Origin of the sequence: Nostoc sp. (assembly GCF_036917395.1) — a bacterium.
Taxonomy (GTDB): domain Bacteria; phylum Cyanobacteriota; class Cyanobacteriia; order Cyanobacteriales; family Nostocaceae; genus Nostoc.
Window position 1 is genome coordinate 52,063 of sequence record NZ_JBALDI010000057.1, and the last position, 17,743, is coordinate 69,805.

Here is a 17,743-nt window from a genome sequence, read left to right on the forward strand (position 1 = left end):
TGGACACCATCTGTCCATAAAACCAATTCGCAATAACGCTAAAGCAATTACGTTTTGTAACGGGGATTTAGATCCCGACACAAAACATGCAATTTACTAGTTGTGGGGGACTTAAACCCTCAATCAAGGAAATCACCAAATCATGTCCCAGTGCTTGAGGGTTGATATTTATTTAAAACGAGCGCGGCAGGGTTCGAACCTGCGACCGATTGCTTAGAAGGCAATTGCTCTATCCACTGAGCTACGCGCCCAAAACAAAATTATGGCTCCCAAAGGAGCCACCTGCACTATTATATCGTTCCTACCTACCAAGAAGCAATCGAAAATTGCAGATTCACCATTAGCAAGGCTAAGATGCTAGTCGCTAGCTAGTCAATTTACACTATAAACAAAACAGATGGGGTATTGGTTTAGATATATTGTGCTGCTAAGGGGTTATTTGCCTGTTAGCGCCAACGCCCTCTGGGCAGCTACCTTCGAGAAGTATCTAGTGATCGCTAGGTTCATTTCCACAGCACGTTAGGTAATTTCAGCCTTGGCGATGCTGCCAAATGCCATTATATATTCCATATTAAGAGTGCCCCTGTGAGGAGTTATTTGCTAGTGCCATGTTTATTCTCAAACGGCAGGATGTTGAAATCTCAAGCATTCAGCACCCAAAACGGGATCAGCAGGTGCCGATCCTCAATTATCAAGGGCAGACTTTTCGCTTGATTAGTGTTTTCAAAGCTAGTCAAGAAGAAGAAGCTAGAGCCTTATGGAGAGAATTAACGGATAATCGGGGTAAAGCCTGTGTTTTGCTGGAGGAACCGGAACGCTTTAGCGTCTGGGGTAAAATCCGTTTAGAGCATCTGGGTAATGACACAGGTGGTCATAGTAAAACGGGGATTTTAATCCAAGCCAGTATTTTGCTGTTGCAAGGTGTTTCTATCGACATTGAAGAGTTTTTAGGTGCTAGGCAAGCTGCATTATTTGAGAAAGATATTGCGGAGGTATTACAGCAGAAGCAATTTCCCCAAGCATCTTCCCTAGAAGCAGTTAAATATTTAGTATCTACAAATCCTTTGCCGACAGCCAAAATACCTAATTGGCAAGAAAATCATGTAGTTATCCTGTTGGAAGAACTGCATCGACTAGGAAAGGCGTATTTTGGCAACGCCAATTTTACCAAACAAGTGATTTATAAGCTAGAAGATATGCCAGAAGGGGAGCGATCGCTGTTTATCAGTTGGCTAAATCAATCGCCACTGGGTAAACTATGGCAGTAGCATGGAAATTTTTTAACAAAATTCCTGCTACTGGTACTTGCTTTTGGTATCTGATTGTGTATTGTTTGGCAGACACAGTACTAGATATACAGTTTTTTAACTCAAAATACTGTCAGAGTGCATCTACATAGTCAAGTCTTATGAATAACTCTTACGATAATTCGTTCCTTTCTAAATCCATTTTCACCACTCAGAACATTGTCTTAGCTAATATTGGCTGGGCCGTACTGGCACTGCTATACTATTTGTTGTTTAGTGCCAAAGTTCCCGGAGCAGATGGCATAGAAAGCCGGGCCGAGTGGTATGTGATTGGCACAAATATTTTTGAAGGTTTAGCTTATTTGAGTGCCGGTATCTTATGCTTGAGGAACTGGCTGAGTCCACAAATCGTCAGTGGCCGGAATGTTTGGCTCTTAATTGGCTTAGGTATGCTTTCCTATTTAGTTGGGGGGATAATTTTCGGCTATACCGAAATAGTTTTAAAAAATGAACCGGATGTGTCTTTAGGCGATATATTTTTTGTACTCACTTATCTATTACTTGGCGCAGGGATGATTTTCGCTGTGGCTTCCAGGCGAATCAATTTGGAAAAATGGCAGTGGCTAATTGTATTAGCAATCGCAGTGTTCGGTAGTTTGTTGGCATGGTGGATTTCTATGCAACAAGAAACACCCACAGAACTGCTAGTTGCTATTTTGAATTGGTTTTACGTAGTTAGTGATGTGCTTCTATTAATTATTGCTACCATTCTGCTTTTAGCCTTTTGGGGGGGAAGAGTTTCCCAGTCTTGGCGAATGATTGCAGCGGCGGCCTTTTCGCTTTACATTGCAGATATGTGGTTTAAATACGCCCAAGGCCCCAATTATCAAAGTGGGGAGATATTAGAAGTGTTTTGGGTGTTTAGTGGAGTGTTATTTGGCATGGGCGCTGTCTTAGAATATGACGCATCACTAAGACGAACGCGGCGTACCAGCGGACGAAAACGAGCTTAGTAAAGATTTTTGGTATCTACCGTGAGAAAATTAACAGACTCTGACAAGCAAGAAATTCTTAAGTTATATCGAGAGACTGCCGAAACAACCTCAACTTTGGCAGACCGCTATGGTGTGAGTAACTCGACAATTAGTCGCCTGCTCAAAAGCACTTTGCCAGAAGATGAGTATGAATATTTGGTCTCCTTAAAGCGGGCTGCTAGAACTCCTGAGGGTAGGGCGCAGGTAAGCTACGAGCAGTTACCCCTGCTGATTCAACCAGAGCCTGAGATAGAAGTTCCACCCGTTGAAAGTGAAAGTCAACCCTTGGAGGTACCAAAAGTAGAGCCACAGCCGCGTCGGGTAATTCATCTAGAGCAGGAACTTTACTCAGAGGAAACGGCGGAGTCAATCGCCGCTAGTAGACGCGTGCGGCGACGCCCCTCGGCGTCGGAAAAACCGAAGCTCCGAGTCACAGAGAAATTAGAAACTCCAGAGCAAAAGCTACCGGAAATAGTTAGCATCCCCATCCCACCGCTAAAGAATGAACATCCAGGAGCGGCCGTCATAGCGCAGATGCTGGGCGAAGACTTGCTAGACGAATCGGAGGATTTGGATGATTTAGAAGAAGATGACGACTTTGAGGAAGAAGACTTTGATGACGATGACCTGGATGAGCAAAGACCTTTAGTCACAAAACGAAGACCAGGTGAAGCATCAGTTCAAGTTTTACCTCTGTCGGTAGCCAATTTGCCTAAAACTTGCTATTTGGTGATTGACCGTTCCTCGGAATTAATTACCCGACCTCTCAAGGACTTTGGTGACTTAGGGCAAATTCCCAGCCTGGAAACTCAGCAAAGAACTTTACCGGTGTTTGATAACCATCGTGTCGCCAAGCGCTTTTCTACTAAGCGCGATCGCGTGATTAAAGTTCCTGATAGTAAAATGCTTCATAAGGCTCGTACCCATCTTCAAGCTAAGGGCATCACACGACTGCTGATTGATGGTCAGGTTTATTCCTTGTCTACGACGGTTTAAAGGTTATGGAGACACCTGCTGGCTATGGTGTGGTATTGGTGACAGCTGGCAACATCCAGGAGGCAGAAGCAATTGCAAATGCCCTTGTGGAAGCTAAACTCGCTGCTTGTGTGAGTCTGTTACCAATCCACTCAATTTACACCTGGCAAGGGGAACTGCATAAAGAGCAAGAATGGCAATTACTGATTAAAACTGATTTGGCGCAATTTCCGGCAATGGAGGCCAAAATTAAGGAACTGCACTCCTATGAAGTGCCAGAAATTATTGCTTTACCAATTGTTGCCAGTTCTCAAGCCTACTTGCAGTGGATTTCTCAGCAAGTTAAAAGTAAAGAGTGAAGAGTCAGGATTTTCATAACTCCTGACTCCTCACTCTCAACTACTAACTTTAAGCGTAAACAGCTGCTTCAAAACGAGTTGCTAAGTTAATAATGTCCTGCTTACGAGCAATCTGGTTCATCCATTGTTGAGGAATATTTTCCACCCCGTAATAAATTCCTGCTAACCCACCGATGATGGCAGCAGTAGTATCAGTATCCCCGCCTAAGTTAACAGCTTTTAGTACCGTCTCAGAATAAGACGAGCTATTTAATAAACACCACAGGGATGACTCTAAGGTATCAATCACATAGCCACCAGAATTAATCTCTTCTACTGGTAATTTGGCAATCTCACCACTGAAAACTCTGCCAAAATGCGGCTTCTCTAACAAAAATTCCTGCACAGAATAAATTGTTTGGATGTCTTGTAATCCTTGTAGATAAGCTGTTTGTGGGTCAGCCCCTTCCAAGAGCGCCACTGCAATACTAATATAAATGCCGCAGGCCATTTGCGATCGCGCATGAGCGTGGGTAATGCAAGAAACTTGATGTACCCGCGCAATCAATTCATCCAGAGTTAAACTTTTGTGACAATAAGCCATCGGCAAGATTCTCATCAAAGAACCATTGCCATTACTATTTTCACTAGTACCACCTGCTTTCAGGGGTGGAGTTCCTTGTTTCCAGTTCACAATTGCTAAAAATGTGGTGTTACCGATATCAAATACTTCGCCTTGAGGAGTCCAGTAACTTTCGTGATACCAGTGCCAGAAGGAATTAGCAATCGCATCTAGTGAAAATCCCTCACAAAGACATTCTGCCAAGCAAAAGGTTAGCGAACTGTCATCTGACCACGTACCAGCAGGAACATCCCAAGTTCCATAACCCAACATAGATACGACTGGAGATTTTACTCGTTCAGCGCGGCTGGTGAACTCCACTGGCACACCCAATGCATCACCAACACATAAACCCATCAAACCAGACAACGTTTTTGCAGCGGTTAGCATTGTTCAACCAGCATGAAAATTTTCTACAACTGATTGTACTTGCGAAAAGCAGCTGATCAAATAATTGGTATAATTTCTAATTCCAAACTAGCTGTAAATAGCCTTTGTAAAACGCTCTGCCAAGTAAATAATGTCTTGTCTACGAGCAATTTGATTCATCCATTTTTGAGGAATATTTTCCACTCCGTAATAAATTCCCGCTAACCCACCAGTGACCGCGGCGGTAGTATCAGTATCCCCGCCTAAGTTGATAGCTTTCAGTACTGCTTCAGAATAAGAGGAGCTATTTAGTAAACACCATAGGGATGACTCTAAGGTATCAATCACATAGCCACCAGAATTAATCTCTTCCACTGGTAACTTGGCAATCTCACCACTCAAAACTCTGCCAAAATGGGGCTTCTCTAACAAAAATTCCCGCACAGAATAAATTGTTTGGATATCTTGTAATGCTTGTAAATAAGCTGTTTGCAGGTCAGCCCCTTCCAAGAGCGCCACTGCAATACTAATATAAATGCCGCAGGCCATTTGCGATCGCGCATGGGCATGGGTAATCGCTGAAACATCATGCACCCGCGCCAGCAATTCCCCTAAAGTTAAGTTTCTGTGACAATAAGCCATCGGCAAGATTCTCATCAAAGAACCATTGCCATTACTATTTTCAACCTTCCCGCCCGCCTGATGGGGTAGAATTCCCTGTTTCAGGCGCATAATTGCTGTATGGGTCGTTTGACCAATATCAAAGACATCGCCACGAGGAGTCCAGTAAGCCTCCTTGTACCAGCGCCAGAAGGAATTAGCTATAGCATCCAACGAATACCCCCGACAAAGGCATTCTGCCAAGCAAAAGCTTAACGAACTGTCATCTGACCAAGTTCCTGGTGGTTGATTCCATGTGCCATAACCCAGCATTGTTGTCACTGGAGATTTCACTCGTTCAGCACGGCTAGTAAACTCCACTGGCACACCCAACGCATCACCGACACATAAACCCATCAAACCAGACAACGTTTTTGCAGCGGTTAGCATTATTCAATCTCCACAATAATTGCTCAAAATTAACTTTATAGATTCCCTCTATAGCTTGTTGCAACAGATGCTACAGCCTACTTTTTCATCCTATGTGAAAAGCTCGGTAAAAAGTTGTTAATCGGGTATTTTATTTACCATATCCTGACTTATACCAATTCGCTATGGAGATGCACTTAATTTTTATTAAACGAACCGCCAAGTCCGCCTTCTCTACGAGAGGCTTTGCCAACGCGCAGCGTCTCGTAGAGAAGTAAAAAGGAATAATCATTAAATGTAAGTTTTCGGATAATTAGTATTAGTTTGAGTTTCAAGTATTATCCTAATTTAAAAAGTGTCTGTTTTGAGATAAAGAACTAGGATAAAAATATATTTAAATGTAAGTGTAATAGCTTATTTATTATTTTTAAGGATAGTTTGCCTGTAACCATTATACATCAATTACAACAGTTATTTAATAAAATGTGTGAATTACTTGGAACATTTCCACATGATTTTGAATTGGAATATATAAGTAAAAAATACAAAACTTGGTAAAAATTATGAGGCGCTTACTCAAGTCTTTTATGACAATTTCTGTATTGTCTTCCTTAATAGTTGCTTCTCTTGTTCTATCAGCGGGTCTTGCTTCTGCTGAAACCAAAAAAGTTACTGATGCAAGTTATGTTGGTGCTGGTGTTGCAGCTGGCGTTACCAGCGGTGGACAAGGCATCAACGATCATGCCACATTTGGTGGTAATCTCACGCGTCGCGTGAAATTAGGAAATACGCCGTTTTCTGCACGCGGTAATGTCCTCTGGAGTAATAAGACGAGTGCCATCATCCCAGAACTTTCTGTGGATGTGCCCATCGCTAATAGAACTAATGCTTATTTAACTGGTGGTTATTGTTTTGTAGAGAAAGATGACTCACCAACTCCCATAGGTAACAGAGATTCAGTAGTGGTAGGTGCTGGTGTTGAATCGGAAGTTGCTAACAACTTCCTTGTCTATACTAATGCCAAAGTCGGACTTGGTGCCTACCAAAATAGCGATGCTTCTGCTGTTAGCATCAATGATGGTATTGGCTATCGCTTCAAATAAAAAATTATTGAGTCCTCAGTCAGTTTATACTTTACTTAGTACTCAGGACTCAGCACTCAAAACTTACTACTCCCAAAAGCTGGTTTTGTTAAGTATTACATCACTGACAAAGCCGGCTTTTGCCGTGGTAAAATTAAAATATTCCTCATTATTCCGGCCGGATTACCGGGGATCAAGTAGCCGAAGGGTGCTGATTCGGCGTCTACATAATGCTTTATTGAGAATACTATACAAGTCTAATGGTTAAATCTGCTCCTTCCCCCATCGCTAGCCGTAAACCTTCCAAACTAGAAGGAATCAAGGAAAATAGTAATTTTTTGCGTGAACCTGTAGCAACTGAGATCCTTGAAGACACTACCCATTTTACTGAAAATGCGGTGCAGCTTTTGAAGTATCACGGTTCTTACCAGCAGGATAACCGTGACAACCGCACCAAGGGACAGGAAAAAGATTACCAGTTTATGCTGCGGACAAAAAATCCGGGTGGTTTGGTACCACAGCAGCTGTATTTGGCTTTAGATAAACTAGCTGATGAGTATGGCAACCACACCTTACGAGTAACTACCCGTCAAGGTTTCCAAATGCACGGAATTTTAAAGAAGAATCTTAAAACAGCGATCGCCACAATTGTCAAGAACCTGGGTACGACTTTGGGAGCTTGCGGCGATATTAACCGCAACGTGATGGCACCACCAGCCCCCTTTAAGAATCGCCCAGAGTATCAATATGCTTGGGAGTATGCCCAGAATATTGCTGACTTGCTTTCAGCGCAAACGGGCGCTTATTACGAAATTTGGCTAGATGGGGAAAAAGCAATTAGTGCTGAAGAAGACCCAGAGGTGAAGGCAGCGCGACAACGCAATGGCAATGGCACAATTATCCATGACAACGAAGAACCAATCTATGGCACTCACTATATGCCTCGCAAGTTCAAAATTTGCGTGACAGTGCCAGGGGATAATTCGGTGGATTTGTATTCCCAAGACCTAACCTTGGTAGTAATTACCAATAAAAAGAAACAACTAGAAGGATTTAATATTTTTGCTGGTGGTGGTTTAGGTAGAACACACGGTAAAGAAGAAACTTTCGCCAGGTTAGCAGACCCCATCGGTTATGTAGCGAAAGATGACGTTTACGATGTGGTGAAAGCAATTGTTGCTACTCAGAGGGATTATGGCGATCGCACTGATCGTCGTCATGCCAGATTAAAATATCTAATCAACGATTGGGGTGTAGATAAATTCCGTACCCAAGTTGAAGAATATTTCGGTAAACCAGTTGAAGCCTTCAAACCACTGCCAGAGTTTAAATATCACGACTTCCTCGGCTGGAATGAACAAGGTGATGGCAAGCTATTCTTAGGAATTTCCATTGACAATGGTCGAATCAAGGATGATGGTTCGTTTCAACTGAAAACCGCCTTGCGGGAAATTGTCGAGCAGTTCAACTTACCTATCCGCCTGACAGCCAACCACAACCTGATTTTTTACGATATCGAACCAGATAGCAAGGAAGCTATTCAAGACATCCTCAGCCGTCACGGTGTCGGAGACGACCCTAGTAAAATCGAACCTTTAGTGCGGTATGCAATGGCTTGTCCTGCTTTGCCCACTTGCGGCTTGGCAATCACGGAATCAGAACGGGCAATACCAGGCATTTTGGAGCAGATTCGCGCTCTATTAGATAAAGTTGGTTTACAAAATGAGCATTTTGTGGTAAGGATGACAGGATGTCCTAACGGTTGCGCTCGTCCCTACTTAGCAGAATTAGGCTTTGTCGGTAGCGCTCCCGAATCTTATCAATTATGGTTAGGGGGTTCGCCAAATCAGACTCGACTGGCGCAACCGTACACAGAAAAGCTGCACCATAATGATTTAGACACCTTCCTAGAGCCAATTTTTGTTTACTTTAAGAAATCTCGGAAATCGAAGGAAAGTTTTGGTGATTTTTGCGATCGCGTTGGTTTTGATGCCATCCGCGAATTTGCCAGCACCTACGAACCCCAAGCAGCTAATGGTGCAAATAAATCACGTCACCGGGTAAATTTGAAAGAAGAGGTTTATAGCAAGTTGAAGGGAGTAGCAGAAAGCCAAGGTAAGCCGATGACTCAGTTAGTGACTGAAGCGCTAGAGGCTTACTTCCAAAATCTTTCGTAAGCCGAAAAATTGAAGATAATTAAACTACAGATAGACACAGATGGATTTATCTGTGTCTATTTTCTATGAAGAGTGCTAAGTGAGGTAACACATCCACAGGAAAACTGAACTATGGTAACAACAGCAAAATTTGCAGAGAATAGGGATGTGCTGCAAAACATTAGTTGGCACACATTCAAAGCTATGCTGGCAGATATGGGATCTGAGCGAAACAAAAGGCTAATAGCAGCAACTCGTGCTTTCCGTACCTGGGTTAGACAGCAAATGTCTATAGCAGGGCAATAATTTATTAAGAAAAATGTCTCAACTGCAAAGAATTGCGATCGCATCCTCCCAATTCCAACTAGGGCAAATTTTGCTCACCAAAGAACAACAGCATTATTTAGGGCGTGTGTTGCGCTTGCGTGAAGGCGATCACTTTATTGCAATGGATGGTAAAGGAAAATGGTGGTTAGCGCAGCTAGCAGGGGAACAAGCACAGGTTTTAGAACCGCTTTTAGTAGAAACTGAATTACCTGTATCGATTACGCTGATGGTGGCGCTACCCAAAGGCAGCGGATTTGATGAAGTTGTGCGGTGTTGTACAGAGTTGGGAGTAGCTTGTATTGCACCAGTATTGAGCGATCGCACTTTGCTTGATCCTAGTCCTCAAAAGCTTGAACGCTGGCGGCGTATCGCAACAGAAGCCGCCGAGCAATCAGAGCGCTCTTTTGTGCCGACAATTTTAGAGCCTGTTGCTTTTAATACTGCTGTCACCGCTAATCAGACAAGTCACCGTTACATTTGTGAGGCTCGTGGAGAGTATCCCCATTTAAACAAAGTGCTGAGTAGCATATGTGAGGAGATTGTCATTGCTACTGGGCCAGAGGGAGGATGGACAACACAAGAAATTGAAAATGCGAAGTCAGCTGGATTTCAACCTGTTTCCCTTGGTCGGCGCATCCTGAGAGCAGTTACAGCCCCGGTAGTAGCATTATCCTTGATTACCGCAATTTGTGAAGTATAAATGATTTATAGCTCACGCAAATCTCTTTTTGCGCGAGACATCACTCCAGCGTGTATTTAAAGTGATGATTGAGCAAGTTGCGATCGCCTTTGAGCATAAAGATTATCAAACAGCTGCTAAATTACTCAAACAGCTGCGAAAAGAATCACCAGACAATCCTTGGGTACAATTTTATCTTGGTCGGTTGCATGAAGTATCTGGAAAGCATCAGGATGCAGAAAAAATTTATCGGCAACTGCTGCAAGATACGACAAATACCAGAATAGTGACGTTAGCACGTCAAGGTTTGCGACGACTGCAAGAAATGGAGCTAGAAGAAAGACAAAGAGCCATTTCCCAAGCAACATCTGAACCTAATAACACCGAACTTGGCGTACTAGTCTTAGAGCCTCTCAGCAACGAGATGAAAACAGAAGCATCTCGAAAATTCGCCCAGATTATGCAGCTAGACCCCTATACTGCACGACTAATACTGCCAAGTCGTGGCTGGAGGTTGTATCGCACTGGCCAAGTGGGAGAACTTAAATTTTACGGGAAACAGTTACAGCAGGCTGGTATTCCTTGCTTTTGGGCAACAATAGCTCAAATTCAGCAAATTCAGGTTTATCAAGTCAAATATTTCCAGGAATCTACCCCACAAGTTACTGTTGTTTGCTGCAACCAGGCAAATCAACTCGGTTCTCTCACCTTTGACTGGTCAGAAGTCACAGCAAGAGTAGTGGGACTTTTGCCTATTTTTGAACAAGTTGTAGATGTTGATGCCTACCGGAAACTGGAACGGAAAACTCAAACACAAGACTATGCCCAGTTTTGTGATTTACACCTACCTGATAGACATTGCATTCTCCGATTTCATGACAACGGCTATGAATTTCAGCAAGGTTTAGAAATCATTCCCCAAGCTAGCCAAAATACAATCAGAATTAATTGGAATAGTTTATCAAGTTGGATTGACCAGCAACTACCTCAAGTCAAAATTTGGTCAGATTTCACGTCCTTTGCAGATACAACATTAGATCAAACAGAAATGCTGGGTCATATCAAGTCTCACATTCATCTATTTCGCAGGGAAGAGACTAATTGGGACTCAGCTTTTCATTTATATAGTGGACTGGTGTTTGTTAAATAATTCGTAATTCGTAATTAAGTTTACTATTACCTACTGCCTACCTTAAGAAGTAAGTTTACAAATTAAATAAGATAACCTATGAATACAGTAGCCAACCAAAATCAACAGTTAGGCGGTTTGTACGTTCAATCCCTTCAAGGAGAGCAACTAGTCTTTCCGCTCAAGCATACGGAAGTTCTAGCAAAAATTGCAGGTAACTTATCACGAGTTGAGGTCATTCAAAGCTTTGAAAATCCCTTCACGCAGCCTTTAGAAGCAGTGTATATCTTTCCGTTACCCGATGAGGCGGCGGTGGATGACATGGAAATCAAAATAGGTAGCCGCGTTATCAAAGGTAATATTAAAAAACGTGAAGAAGCGCAACAAATCTACGAAAAGGCTAAACAAGAAGGACGCACCGCCGGACTTCTAGAACAGCAACGAGACAACATCTTTACCCAGTCTCTAGCTAACATCAAACCTGGTGAACAAATTGATGTTACAATTCGTTACACCGAAAGTTTGAAATTTGAGTTGGGAAATTACGAATTTGTTTTCCCGATGGTGGTAGGGCCAAGATATATTCCAGGAACGCCGATAGATAATAGCGGTGATACAGACCAAGTTACTGATGCTTCTCGCATTACACCGCCTGTAGTTCCAGAAGGAATGCGCTCACGTCACGATATTAATGTCACAGTAGAAATTGATGCAGGTTTACCAATTTCTCAAGTGCGTTCTCCTTCACATCAATTAAAAATTGAACACTTAGGTCAAATTGTGCGGATTCAATTAGGTGAAGAAGATACAATTCCCAATAAAGATTTAATTCTCCGCTATCAAGTTTCTGGTAAGGAAACTCAATCCACGATATTAACCCAAGCCGACGATCGCGGCGGACATTTTGCAATTTATCTGATTCCAGCTTTGGAATATTCTACTGATGAAATTGTCCCCAAAGATGTCGTATTTTTAGTGGATACTTCCGGTTCGCAATCTGGCGATCCGTTATCGAAGTGTCAAGAATTAATGCGACGATTTATCAATGGGTTGAATCCCAACGATACTTTCACAATTATCGATTTTTCCGATAGAGTCAGACAATTATCAAAGAAATCTCTGCCGAATACACCAGAAAATCGTGCCAAAGCGATCGCTTACATTAACAATTTACAAGCTGATGGCAGTACAGAAATGCTCAGTGGCATTCGTACAGCCATAAATTTCCCCACACCAGTCGGAAGATTACGGAGTGTTGTAATCCTCAGCGATGGCTACATCGGCAACGAAAATGAAATTTTGGCAGAGGTACAACAGCATCTCCAACCGGGAAATCGCCTTTACAGTTTTGGTGCTGGTAGTTCAGTTAACCGTTTTTTACTGAATCGCCTCGCCGAAATTGGCCGGGGAATATCCAGAATTATTCGTCATGATGAACCCACAGAAGAAGTTGCCGAAAAGTTTTACAGGCAAATCAACAACCCCGTACTCACAAATATTCAAATCTCTTGGCAAGGTGACACAGAATCACCTGTTATTTACCCAGCCATAGCGCCTGATTTATTCAGCGAACAACCATTAGTTTTATTTGGTCGCAAACAGGATAGAGTCAGCGGTAATCTGCAAATCTCCGGCATTGCTACGGGCGGGAAGCACTACGAAAAAACATTTCACCTCATATTTGAGGAAACAGGAAATCTTGCTGTAGCGCAGTTATGGGGACGTGCTTGCATCAAAGATTTGATGAATCAAATGGTGAGTTTTGAAACGAAAGCTGGTGTAGAAGCAGTTACCGAAACAGCCTTAACTTATCAACTGCTTTCTCAATACACTGCTTTTGTGGCTGTCAGTGATGACGTGCGGGTTGAATCAGGAAGCGAATATCTGTCTATGCAAGTGCCAGTCGAAATGCCTGAAGCAGTTAATTATCAAGGAGTGTTTGGCAATGCTCCGGCTGGTGGTTTTGCGCCTCAAATGAAATTCTCAAGGTTATCAGCACCAGCCTCAGCAGAAGCTCCAGATTTTCTCCAACAAAAGCGATCGCCACAATCGCCAATAGCCAAAGAAGTCGATATCTCTTTGAGCTTTGATTCCGAGGAGATGGAACAAGATGAAATATTAGACGCAGCCATCAACCATCAGTTAGAGGTCATCAGCGTCACTGGCTTGGATGAAATAGGAATTGCTAACCTAAGCCAACACCTTCAACAATTAAACTTGCCTTCCGGCTTCAGTGGTGAAATCGTCTTTGAGTTCACTCTCAACAAAGGTCGGGTAGGACGGGTAGTCTTGGATGAAAAAGCCTCAACCCTAAAAAATGCAGTTGTAGTGGAGAAAATTAAGCGATCGCTCCTAGTTTGGATTCTCCCATCTACAACTGGTAAATTTATCTTAATATTGCGTATTCACACTTAACTCATCAGTCCTATAGATACACGAAATAGACGCAAAATCCCGCGTCTATGTGACTTAACCAGGCTTTTTAACCTGACGTGCCATGTCTAAGTAAGCACTCATATTCGCTCCTGGACGCCGCCGACCATTAGAGCTAGTAGCTGAAGGAGCGAGATATTTAGGCGCAAACGTTGTTTCTTTTGGCTCCTCTTTAAGTACTTTGGCTGCTGCTGCTTTTGCATTTTTGCCAGGTTCAACTTTAAGACCCTCAGCAGTCTGGACTAGGGTTACATCAGCTTGTTTGGGATTTTTAGCTGATTTTGCTTTAGCCTCATCTGCGGCGGTTTTTGTTCCGTTCAATGAATCTGGCTTAGATGGAGTTGGTGCTTCTGATGTAATTGTTGACGTTACTTTCTTAGCATTCGATCCAACTGTCTCTGCTACTTTCTTCACATTCGATGCTACATCTTTAGCAGCATCTTTCACAGCATCTTTGGCTTCGTCCAATTCTAAGAAGTAGCCGTTGCTTTTCTTCTTCCCTGGTAACAATCCAGTAATGAAACCCAGAATACCGCTAAGAAAACCCTGAATACTGGAAATTGACTTTTTGATAAAATCCATTACAATTACTCCTGCCTTTTACCTTTTATATTTGAAACTCAACCGTAATTGTTAAAAATTACGACAAAATGTTACATTTTATGCTTTGCGTCACCCCATTCTGGTGACAACCATTATGGGTTTGTGCTTAATCAACATTGTAGTAAAACTAGAGGGCAAATGTTTTCTTGCAAGCACTTGCCACCTGTATCACCGAGAACTAATTATTAAATTTTACTGTGACTAAGAGCAAGATCCTGAAAGCAGGCTTCACAATAATTAACATTTCTTTGTTTGAAAATTACTGATTGGAGAAAAGCAAACAGTTTACTTTCAACCAGTGGGAGGAGTGTCATAGTTTGTTGACAGATAGCAACGGTACTCAGTTACATTTTCTACAGACTTAATTCAGCCGGATTTTGTAGATGAACACTGAAAATCAGCAGCGCAATCCCGTGTTATTAATACACGGGATTGACGACACAGAGGCAGTTTTTTATAAAATGAGGGCATACCTAATACAACGGGGTTGGTCTGTATATAGCTTGAATCTGGTTCCTAATAATGGTGATGTAGCTCTTGATGAGTTGGCAAAGCAAGTAGCTGATTATGTTACGGCCAGCTTTGCGTCAGAACAACGCCTAGATTTAGTCGGCTTTAGCATGGGAGGAATTGTCAGCCGTTACTATGTCCAGCGATTGGGAGGAATTAACCGTGTACAGAGGTTTATCACCATCTCTTCGCCCCATCATGGAACTGTGGTTGCTTATGCTTCCCAGCGTCCTGGTTGTATACAAATGCGCCCCAACAGCCTTTTTCTCAAAGATTTGAATTCTGATGCTGATATGTTAAGACAGCTTAACTTTACATCTATCTGGACACCTTATGATTTGATGATTGTCCCAGCGAATAGTTCACAAATGCCCGTGGGAAAAGAGGTAGTTGTGCCAGTTTCTCTACACCCTTGGATGCTGACAGACTCCAAGAGTTTAGCAGTAGTCACAGCAGCTTTAGCAGAACGGATTCAATACGGTTCGGATAAGGCTCAATCCCCTCAACCCACGCCACTTGCTCCACTTGGGAAACCCCTACAGCCCTTCCCTAACGGGACGCCTTGCGGCGAACGGGCATCCTACGGCAGGCGCTAGCCTCTCACGAATGGGAGAAGACCGCAGTGGCTCCCCTTAAAAAAGCTTGCTCAGAATGGCTCTATTTCCCCCTTTTTAAGGAGGATTAAGGGGGATATTTAAAAATTGTGCAGCTTAACCCAAGCGGATTGAAAGCGGATTAAACTGCTCTTCCTTAAGAAAGCATCCAGTTAGTAGCCAGGATACTTGTTACACTTGCATTCTTTTCTTTTTAGTTTTGAATTGCTTAAGTTTTATCACCAATTTGTGTATGTTCGTAACTCCCAAAAATTGCCTCTGGGTGACGATAATATTTGAATTCCATTAGGTTATAAAAAGGATCTTCTAAAAAGAAAGTTCGATGCTCAAGAGGAGAACCAACAAAGCGGTTTTTGGTTGATTCGCGAAAAAGTAGCTGTTGCTGTTGTGCCCTTTCTAATAAATCCTGCCAGTCAGATTCTTGAGTAAAAATTAGCCCAAAGTGTCTGGGATAGATAGTGCGTTGCGGTGCCAAGGGTTCTTTAGTGACGTGAGCTACTAGTTGATGACTGTAGAGATTGAGAATCAGGGCGTGCTGGTTTTCACGACCAGGAATACAGCCCAAGCCATCCACGTAATATGCTTTTGTTTGGGCAACGTCAGTCACAGGGAAAGCAAGATGGAATAAAGTTTGGCTCATAGCTTGTGTGGAAAAGACTAATAGTTGATGCTATCTACAATTTATGCTGTTAAGTCTTGATTGTGGTCAACTTGAACACAGTTTTAATTGACATTAACTTATATTCTTTATCGTGATGACTAAGATTGGGGACTGATACCAATTCTGTATGAAGATGCGCCAAACGAAATGAGGAACGTAGACGCAAAGCGGCTTGCCGCAGGCTACCGCATTCGCGCAGCGTCTCGTTAGAGAAGGACGCATACTCCTACGGAGAAGCAAGCTACGCGCAGCGTCTCCAAGAGTTGGACACAAAGAAAGAAATAAGAAGCCAAGAAAATTCGGTGCAGCCTCACAAAGAAATGGTATGAGTACCACTTCAGCCGCTGCACCATGCACCGATACTAATTTAGGTTTGCATTAGCACACACTTAGGAACGTAAATTTAATAACTAAAACTTTCTTAGGATGTGTTGGGTGGGTTACGCACTTAAAGTGTCCACCTAATTAAACAGAAGTTTTGCATTTTGTTTAATCCAGGTTCTTTAGTCAATATTGCAGTGTATATCTAAAACATTGTTTGTAGTTTTACACTCAGCTTTCAGAGTGATCCCTACGCAATTTAGGTAACAATACAAACATATTACTTAAATTAAGAAGGTGTCAGAAATTGAGCAATAAGGGTGATAAATTCGTTATTCTGTTGATATTCAGACAAAATTACTCATAATTAATTGCTGATGTCATCCTTAATTTATTCTGTTAATCCCTGGTTGGTGGCGGTAGGATTAAACACAATTCTATTGGGTTTAGCTTGGATTGCGCCGAAAAAGCTGCTTACTCCGGCAGGGTTATTCCACGCTTGGTTTCTGGCAATCTTAATTTGGGTAACTTTAGGCTGGCAAGGATATGCAGTAGTAATGTTCTATTTTCTGGTTGGTTCTGGGGTTACCCGCATTGGTATGGCGCAGAAGGAGGCTGAAGGAATTGCCGAAAAGCGTTCTGGGGCAAGAGGCCCAGAAAATGTTTGGGGTTCGGCTTTGACTGGAGCGCTGTGTGCTTTGGGAGTAGGGATAATAAATTCGGGATTTATTGTACCTAGTGCCCAATTTCTAGTCCCCAATACTTCGGCTGCGCTCAGTACAAGTCTCCAGTCTCTACTTTGGTTAGGCTATGTAGCGAGTTTCAGTACCAAACTGGCTGACACCACTGCTAGCGAAGTCGGTAAAGCGTATGGTAAAAGCACCTTTCTAATTACCACATTTCAACCAGTACCTCGCGGTACCGAAGGGGCAGTAAGCTTGGAAGGAACTTTAGCTGGTATTGTGGCTTCTGTAGCGATCGCATTTGTTGGTTGGGGAGTTGGTTTAATTGATCTATTGGGAGTAGCTTGGTGTGTCCTGGCAGCATTTATTGCCACCAACTTAGAAAGTGTGATTGGGGCAACACTGCAATCTAAGTACACCTGGCTGACCAATGAAGTAGTGAATATTTTTAATACTTTAATCGGTGCGATCGCGGCTGTGCTACTTGCCTGGACATGGATAAGCATCATTAAGTAGCACGGTGAGAATAAACAATTACTCGTTAATATCGGGTATAGTATGGTTTTTTTGCACCACTTGCGACAACTTTGGTCACCTGAGCAACGCAGTGGCTCGACTTTTAGCAACTGGCATAGAAAACTGGCAATAAACAATTCTTAATATGTTTTGCTTTATTTTCGCCTACCTGATTATTTCTCTAAATCTATAAAGATTTGGTTACACAACTTGCTTTGCTTTACAACTGATATTTTCAATCCTGTTTTGTCCCCACTAGACCGTAAAAGTAATCATGGGAAATTATTTTATTTACTAGGTATATAATTTTTTGACCATTTAGATGTAATTAGTTCATGGAATATTTATCATATTGATCCATCAAGGACAAGATAATTTCTATATGTATGATTTAATTTAAAAGTCCTATAAGTGT

General features: G+C 42.4%; 16 protein-coding genes and 1 tRNA gene. 12 read left to right on the forward strand and 5 right to left on the reverse strand.

The genetic code is table 11. The features are described from left to right. Positions 1 to 178 precede the first annotated feature (178 nt). Positions 179 to 251: transfer RNA gene (locus V7K46_RS19855), tRNA-Arg, on the reverse strand. A gap of 357 nt (positions 252 to 608) precedes the next feature. On the opposite strand from V7K46_RS19855, the gene V7K46_RS19860 reads away from it, so the two are divergent. The 4 genes from V7K46_RS19860 (at position 609) to cutA (ending at position 3,615) form a co-directional block, all read left to right on the forward strand. After that, on the forward strand, positions 609 to 1,268 hold the full coding sequence (locus tag V7K46_RS19860) for an Npun_F0813 family protein (protein ID WP_334964326.1): 660 nt from the start codon (positions 609 to 611) through the stop codon (positions 1,266 to 1,268). 140 nt (positions 1,269 to 1,408) lie between these two features. After that, complete coding sequence (locus V7K46_RS19865) at positions 1,409 to 2,260, forward strand: hypothetical protein (RefSeq protein ID WP_334964328.1); 852 nt, start codon at positions 1,409 to 1,411, stop codon at positions 2,258 to 2,260. Between the two features lie 21 nt (positions 2,261 to 2,281). Continuing rightward, on the forward strand, positions 2,282 to 3,277 hold the full coding sequence (locus tag V7K46_RS19870; protein ID WP_335116069.1) for a transposase: 996 nt from the start codon (positions 2,282 to 2,284) through the stop codon (positions 3,275 to 3,277). A 5-nt stretch (positions 3,278 to 3,282) separates the two neighbouring features. Then, positions 3,283 to 3,615: a divalent-cation tolerance protein CutA gene (cutA, locus tag V7K46_RS19875; protein ID WP_335116071.1), complete on the forward strand. Its 333-nt coding sequence runs from the start codon at positions 3,283 to 3,285 to the stop codon at positions 3,613 to 3,615. 49 nt (positions 3,616 to 3,664) lie between these two features. Here the strand turns inward: cutA and V7K46_RS19880 are convergent, their stop codons facing one another. Further along, a complete protein-coding gene (locus tag V7K46_RS19880) occupies positions 3,665 to 4,606 on the reverse strand; it encodes an ADP-ribosylglycohydrolase family protein (RefSeq protein ID WP_335116073.1) in 942 nt (313 codons plus the stop codon). 87 nt (positions 4,607 to 4,693) lie between these two features. Further along, a complete protein-coding gene (locus V7K46_RS19885; protein WP_335116075.1) occupies positions 4,694 to 5,635 on the reverse strand; it encodes an ADP-ribosylglycohydrolase family protein in 942 nt (313 codons plus the stop codon). Positions 5,636 to 6,177: 542 nt separating this feature from the next. Between V7K46_RS19885 and V7K46_RS19890 the strand changes: the two genes are divergently transcribed. The 6 genes from V7K46_RS19890 (at position 6,178) to V7K46_RS19915 (ending at position 13,402) form a co-directional block, all read left to right on the forward strand. After that, positions 6,178 to 6,717 (forward strand): hypothetical protein, encoded by a 540-nt coding sequence (locus tag V7K46_RS19890; RefSeq protein WP_335116077.1) that lies wholly within the window; start codon positions 6,178 to 6,180, stop codon positions 6,715 to 6,717. Positions 6,718 to 6,956: 239 nt separating this feature from the next. After that, positions 6,957 to 8,873, forward strand: coding sequence for a sulfite reductase, ferredoxin dependent (gene sir, locus V7K46_RS19895; RefSeq protein ID WP_335116079.1), 1,917 nt, complete (start codon positions 6,957 to 6,959; stop codon positions 8,871 to 8,873). Positions 8,874 to 8,984: 111 nt separating this feature from the next. After that, entirely contained in the window at positions 8,985 to 9,158 is a 174-nt protein-coding gene (locus V7K46_RS32120) for a hypothetical protein (protein WP_442939856.1), read from the forward strand. 13 nt (positions 9,159 to 9,171) lie between these two features. Further along, positions 9,172 to 9,879, forward strand: a complete 708-nt coding sequence (locus V7K46_RS19905) for a 16S rRNA (uracil(1498)-N(3))-methyltransferase (protein ID WP_335116081.1) — start codon at positions 9,172 to 9,174, stop codon at positions 9,877 to 9,879. A 64-nt stretch (positions 9,880 to 9,943) separates the two neighbouring features. Next, entirely contained in the window at positions 9,944 to 11,008 is a 1,065-nt protein-coding gene (locus V7K46_RS19910; protein WP_335116233.1) for a tetratricopeptide repeat protein, read from the forward strand. Positions 11,009 to 11,086: 78 nt separating this feature from the next. Further along, positions 11,087 to 13,402: a VIT domain-containing protein gene (locus V7K46_RS19915; RefSeq protein WP_335116083.1), complete on the forward strand. Its 2,316-nt coding sequence runs from the start codon at positions 11,087 to 11,089 to the stop codon at positions 13,400 to 13,402. A gap of 54 nt (positions 13,403 to 13,456) precedes the next feature. Here the strand turns inward: V7K46_RS19915 and V7K46_RS19920 are convergent, their stop codons facing one another. Continuing rightward, a complete protein-coding gene (locus tag V7K46_RS19920; RefSeq protein ID WP_335116085.1) occupies positions 13,457 to 14,002 on the reverse strand; it encodes a hypothetical protein in 546 nt (181 codons plus the stop codon). A 404-nt stretch (positions 14,003 to 14,406) separates the two neighbouring features. Between V7K46_RS19920 and V7K46_RS19925 the strand changes: the two genes are divergently transcribed. Further along, positions 14,407 to 15,129, forward strand: coding sequence for an esterase/lipase family protein (locus V7K46_RS19925; RefSeq protein WP_335116086.1), 723 nt, complete (start codon positions 14,407 to 14,409; stop codon positions 15,127 to 15,129). Positions 15,130 to 15,355: 226 nt separating this feature from the next. Here V7K46_RS19925 and V7K46_RS19930 read toward each other — a convergent pair whose 3' ends face one another. Beyond that, on the reverse strand, positions 15,356 to 15,787 hold the full coding sequence (locus tag V7K46_RS19930) for a VOC family protein (RefSeq protein WP_335116088.1): 432 nt from the start codon (positions 15,785 to 15,787) through the stop codon (positions 15,356 to 15,358). A gap of 719 nt (positions 15,788 to 16,506) precedes the next feature. On the opposite strand from V7K46_RS19930, the gene V7K46_RS19935 reads away from it, so the two are divergent. Further along, the gene (locus V7K46_RS19935; protein ID WP_335116090.1) at positions 16,507 to 17,328 is read left to right on the forward strand and encodes a DUF92 domain-containing protein; all 822 of its coding nucleotides are present in this window, start codon (positions 16,507 to 16,509) and stop codon (positions 17,326 to 17,328) included. Positions 17,329 to 17,743: the final 415 nt, after the last annotated feature.

Bases quoted from the DNA above. Each gene is read 5' to 3' on its own strand.
- V7K46_RS19860 (WP_334964326.1), top strand. From the start codon at position 609: ATGTTTATTCTCAAACGGCAGGATGTTGAAATCTCAAGCATTCAGCAC.
- V7K46_RS19865 (WP_334964328.1), top strand. From the start codon at position 1,409: ATGAATAACTCTTACGATAATTCGTTCCTTTCTAAATCCATTTTCACC.
- cutA (WP_335116071.1), top strand. From the start codon at position 3,283: ATGGAGACACCTGCTGGCTATGGTGTGGTATTGGTGACAGCTGGCAAC.
- V7K46_RS19880 (WP_335116073.1), bottom strand. From the start codon at position 4,606: ATGCTAACCGCTGCAAAAACGTTGTCTGGTTTGATGGGTTTATGTGTT.
- V7K46_RS19885 (WP_335116075.1), bottom strand. From the start codon at position 5,635: ATGCTAACCGCTGCAAAAACGTTGTCTGGTTTGATGGGTTTATGTGTC.
- V7K46_RS19890 (WP_335116077.1), top strand. From the start codon at position 6,178: ATGAGGCGCTTACTCAAGTCTTTTATGACAATTTCTGTATTGTCTTCC.
- sir (WP_335116079.1), top strand. From the start codon at position 6,957: ATGGTTAAATCTGCTCCTTCCCCCATCGCTAGCCGTAAACCTTCCAAA.
- V7K46_RS32120 (WP_442939856.1), top strand. From the start codon at position 8,985: ATGGTAACAACAGCAAAATTTGCAGAGAATAGGGATGTGCTGCAAAAC.
- V7K46_RS19905 (WP_335116081.1), top strand. From the start codon at position 9,172: ATGTCTCAACTGCAAAGAATTGCGATCGCATCCTCCCAATTCCAACTA.
- V7K46_RS19910 (WP_335116233.1), top strand. From the start codon at position 9,944: ATGATTGAGCAAGTTGCGATCGCCTTTGAGCATAAAGATTATCAAACA.
- V7K46_RS19915 (WP_335116083.1), top strand. From the start codon at position 11,087: ATGAATACAGTAGCCAACCAAAATCAACAGTTAGGCGGTTTGTACGTT.
- V7K46_RS19920 (WP_335116085.1), bottom strand. From the start codon at position 14,002: ATGGATTTTATCAAAAAGTCAATTTCCAGTATTCAGGGTTTTCTTAGC.
- V7K46_RS19925 (WP_335116086.1), top strand. From the start codon at position 14,407: ATGAACACTGAAAATCAGCAGCGCAATCCCGTGTTATTAATACACGGG.
- V7K46_RS19930 (WP_335116088.1), bottom strand. From the start codon at position 15,787: ATGAGCCAAACTTTATTCCATCTTGCTTTCCCTGTGACTGACGTTGCC.
- V7K46_RS19935 (WP_335116090.1), top strand. From the start codon at position 16,507: ATGTCATCCTTAATTTATTCTGTTAATCCCTGGTTGGTGGCGGTAGGA.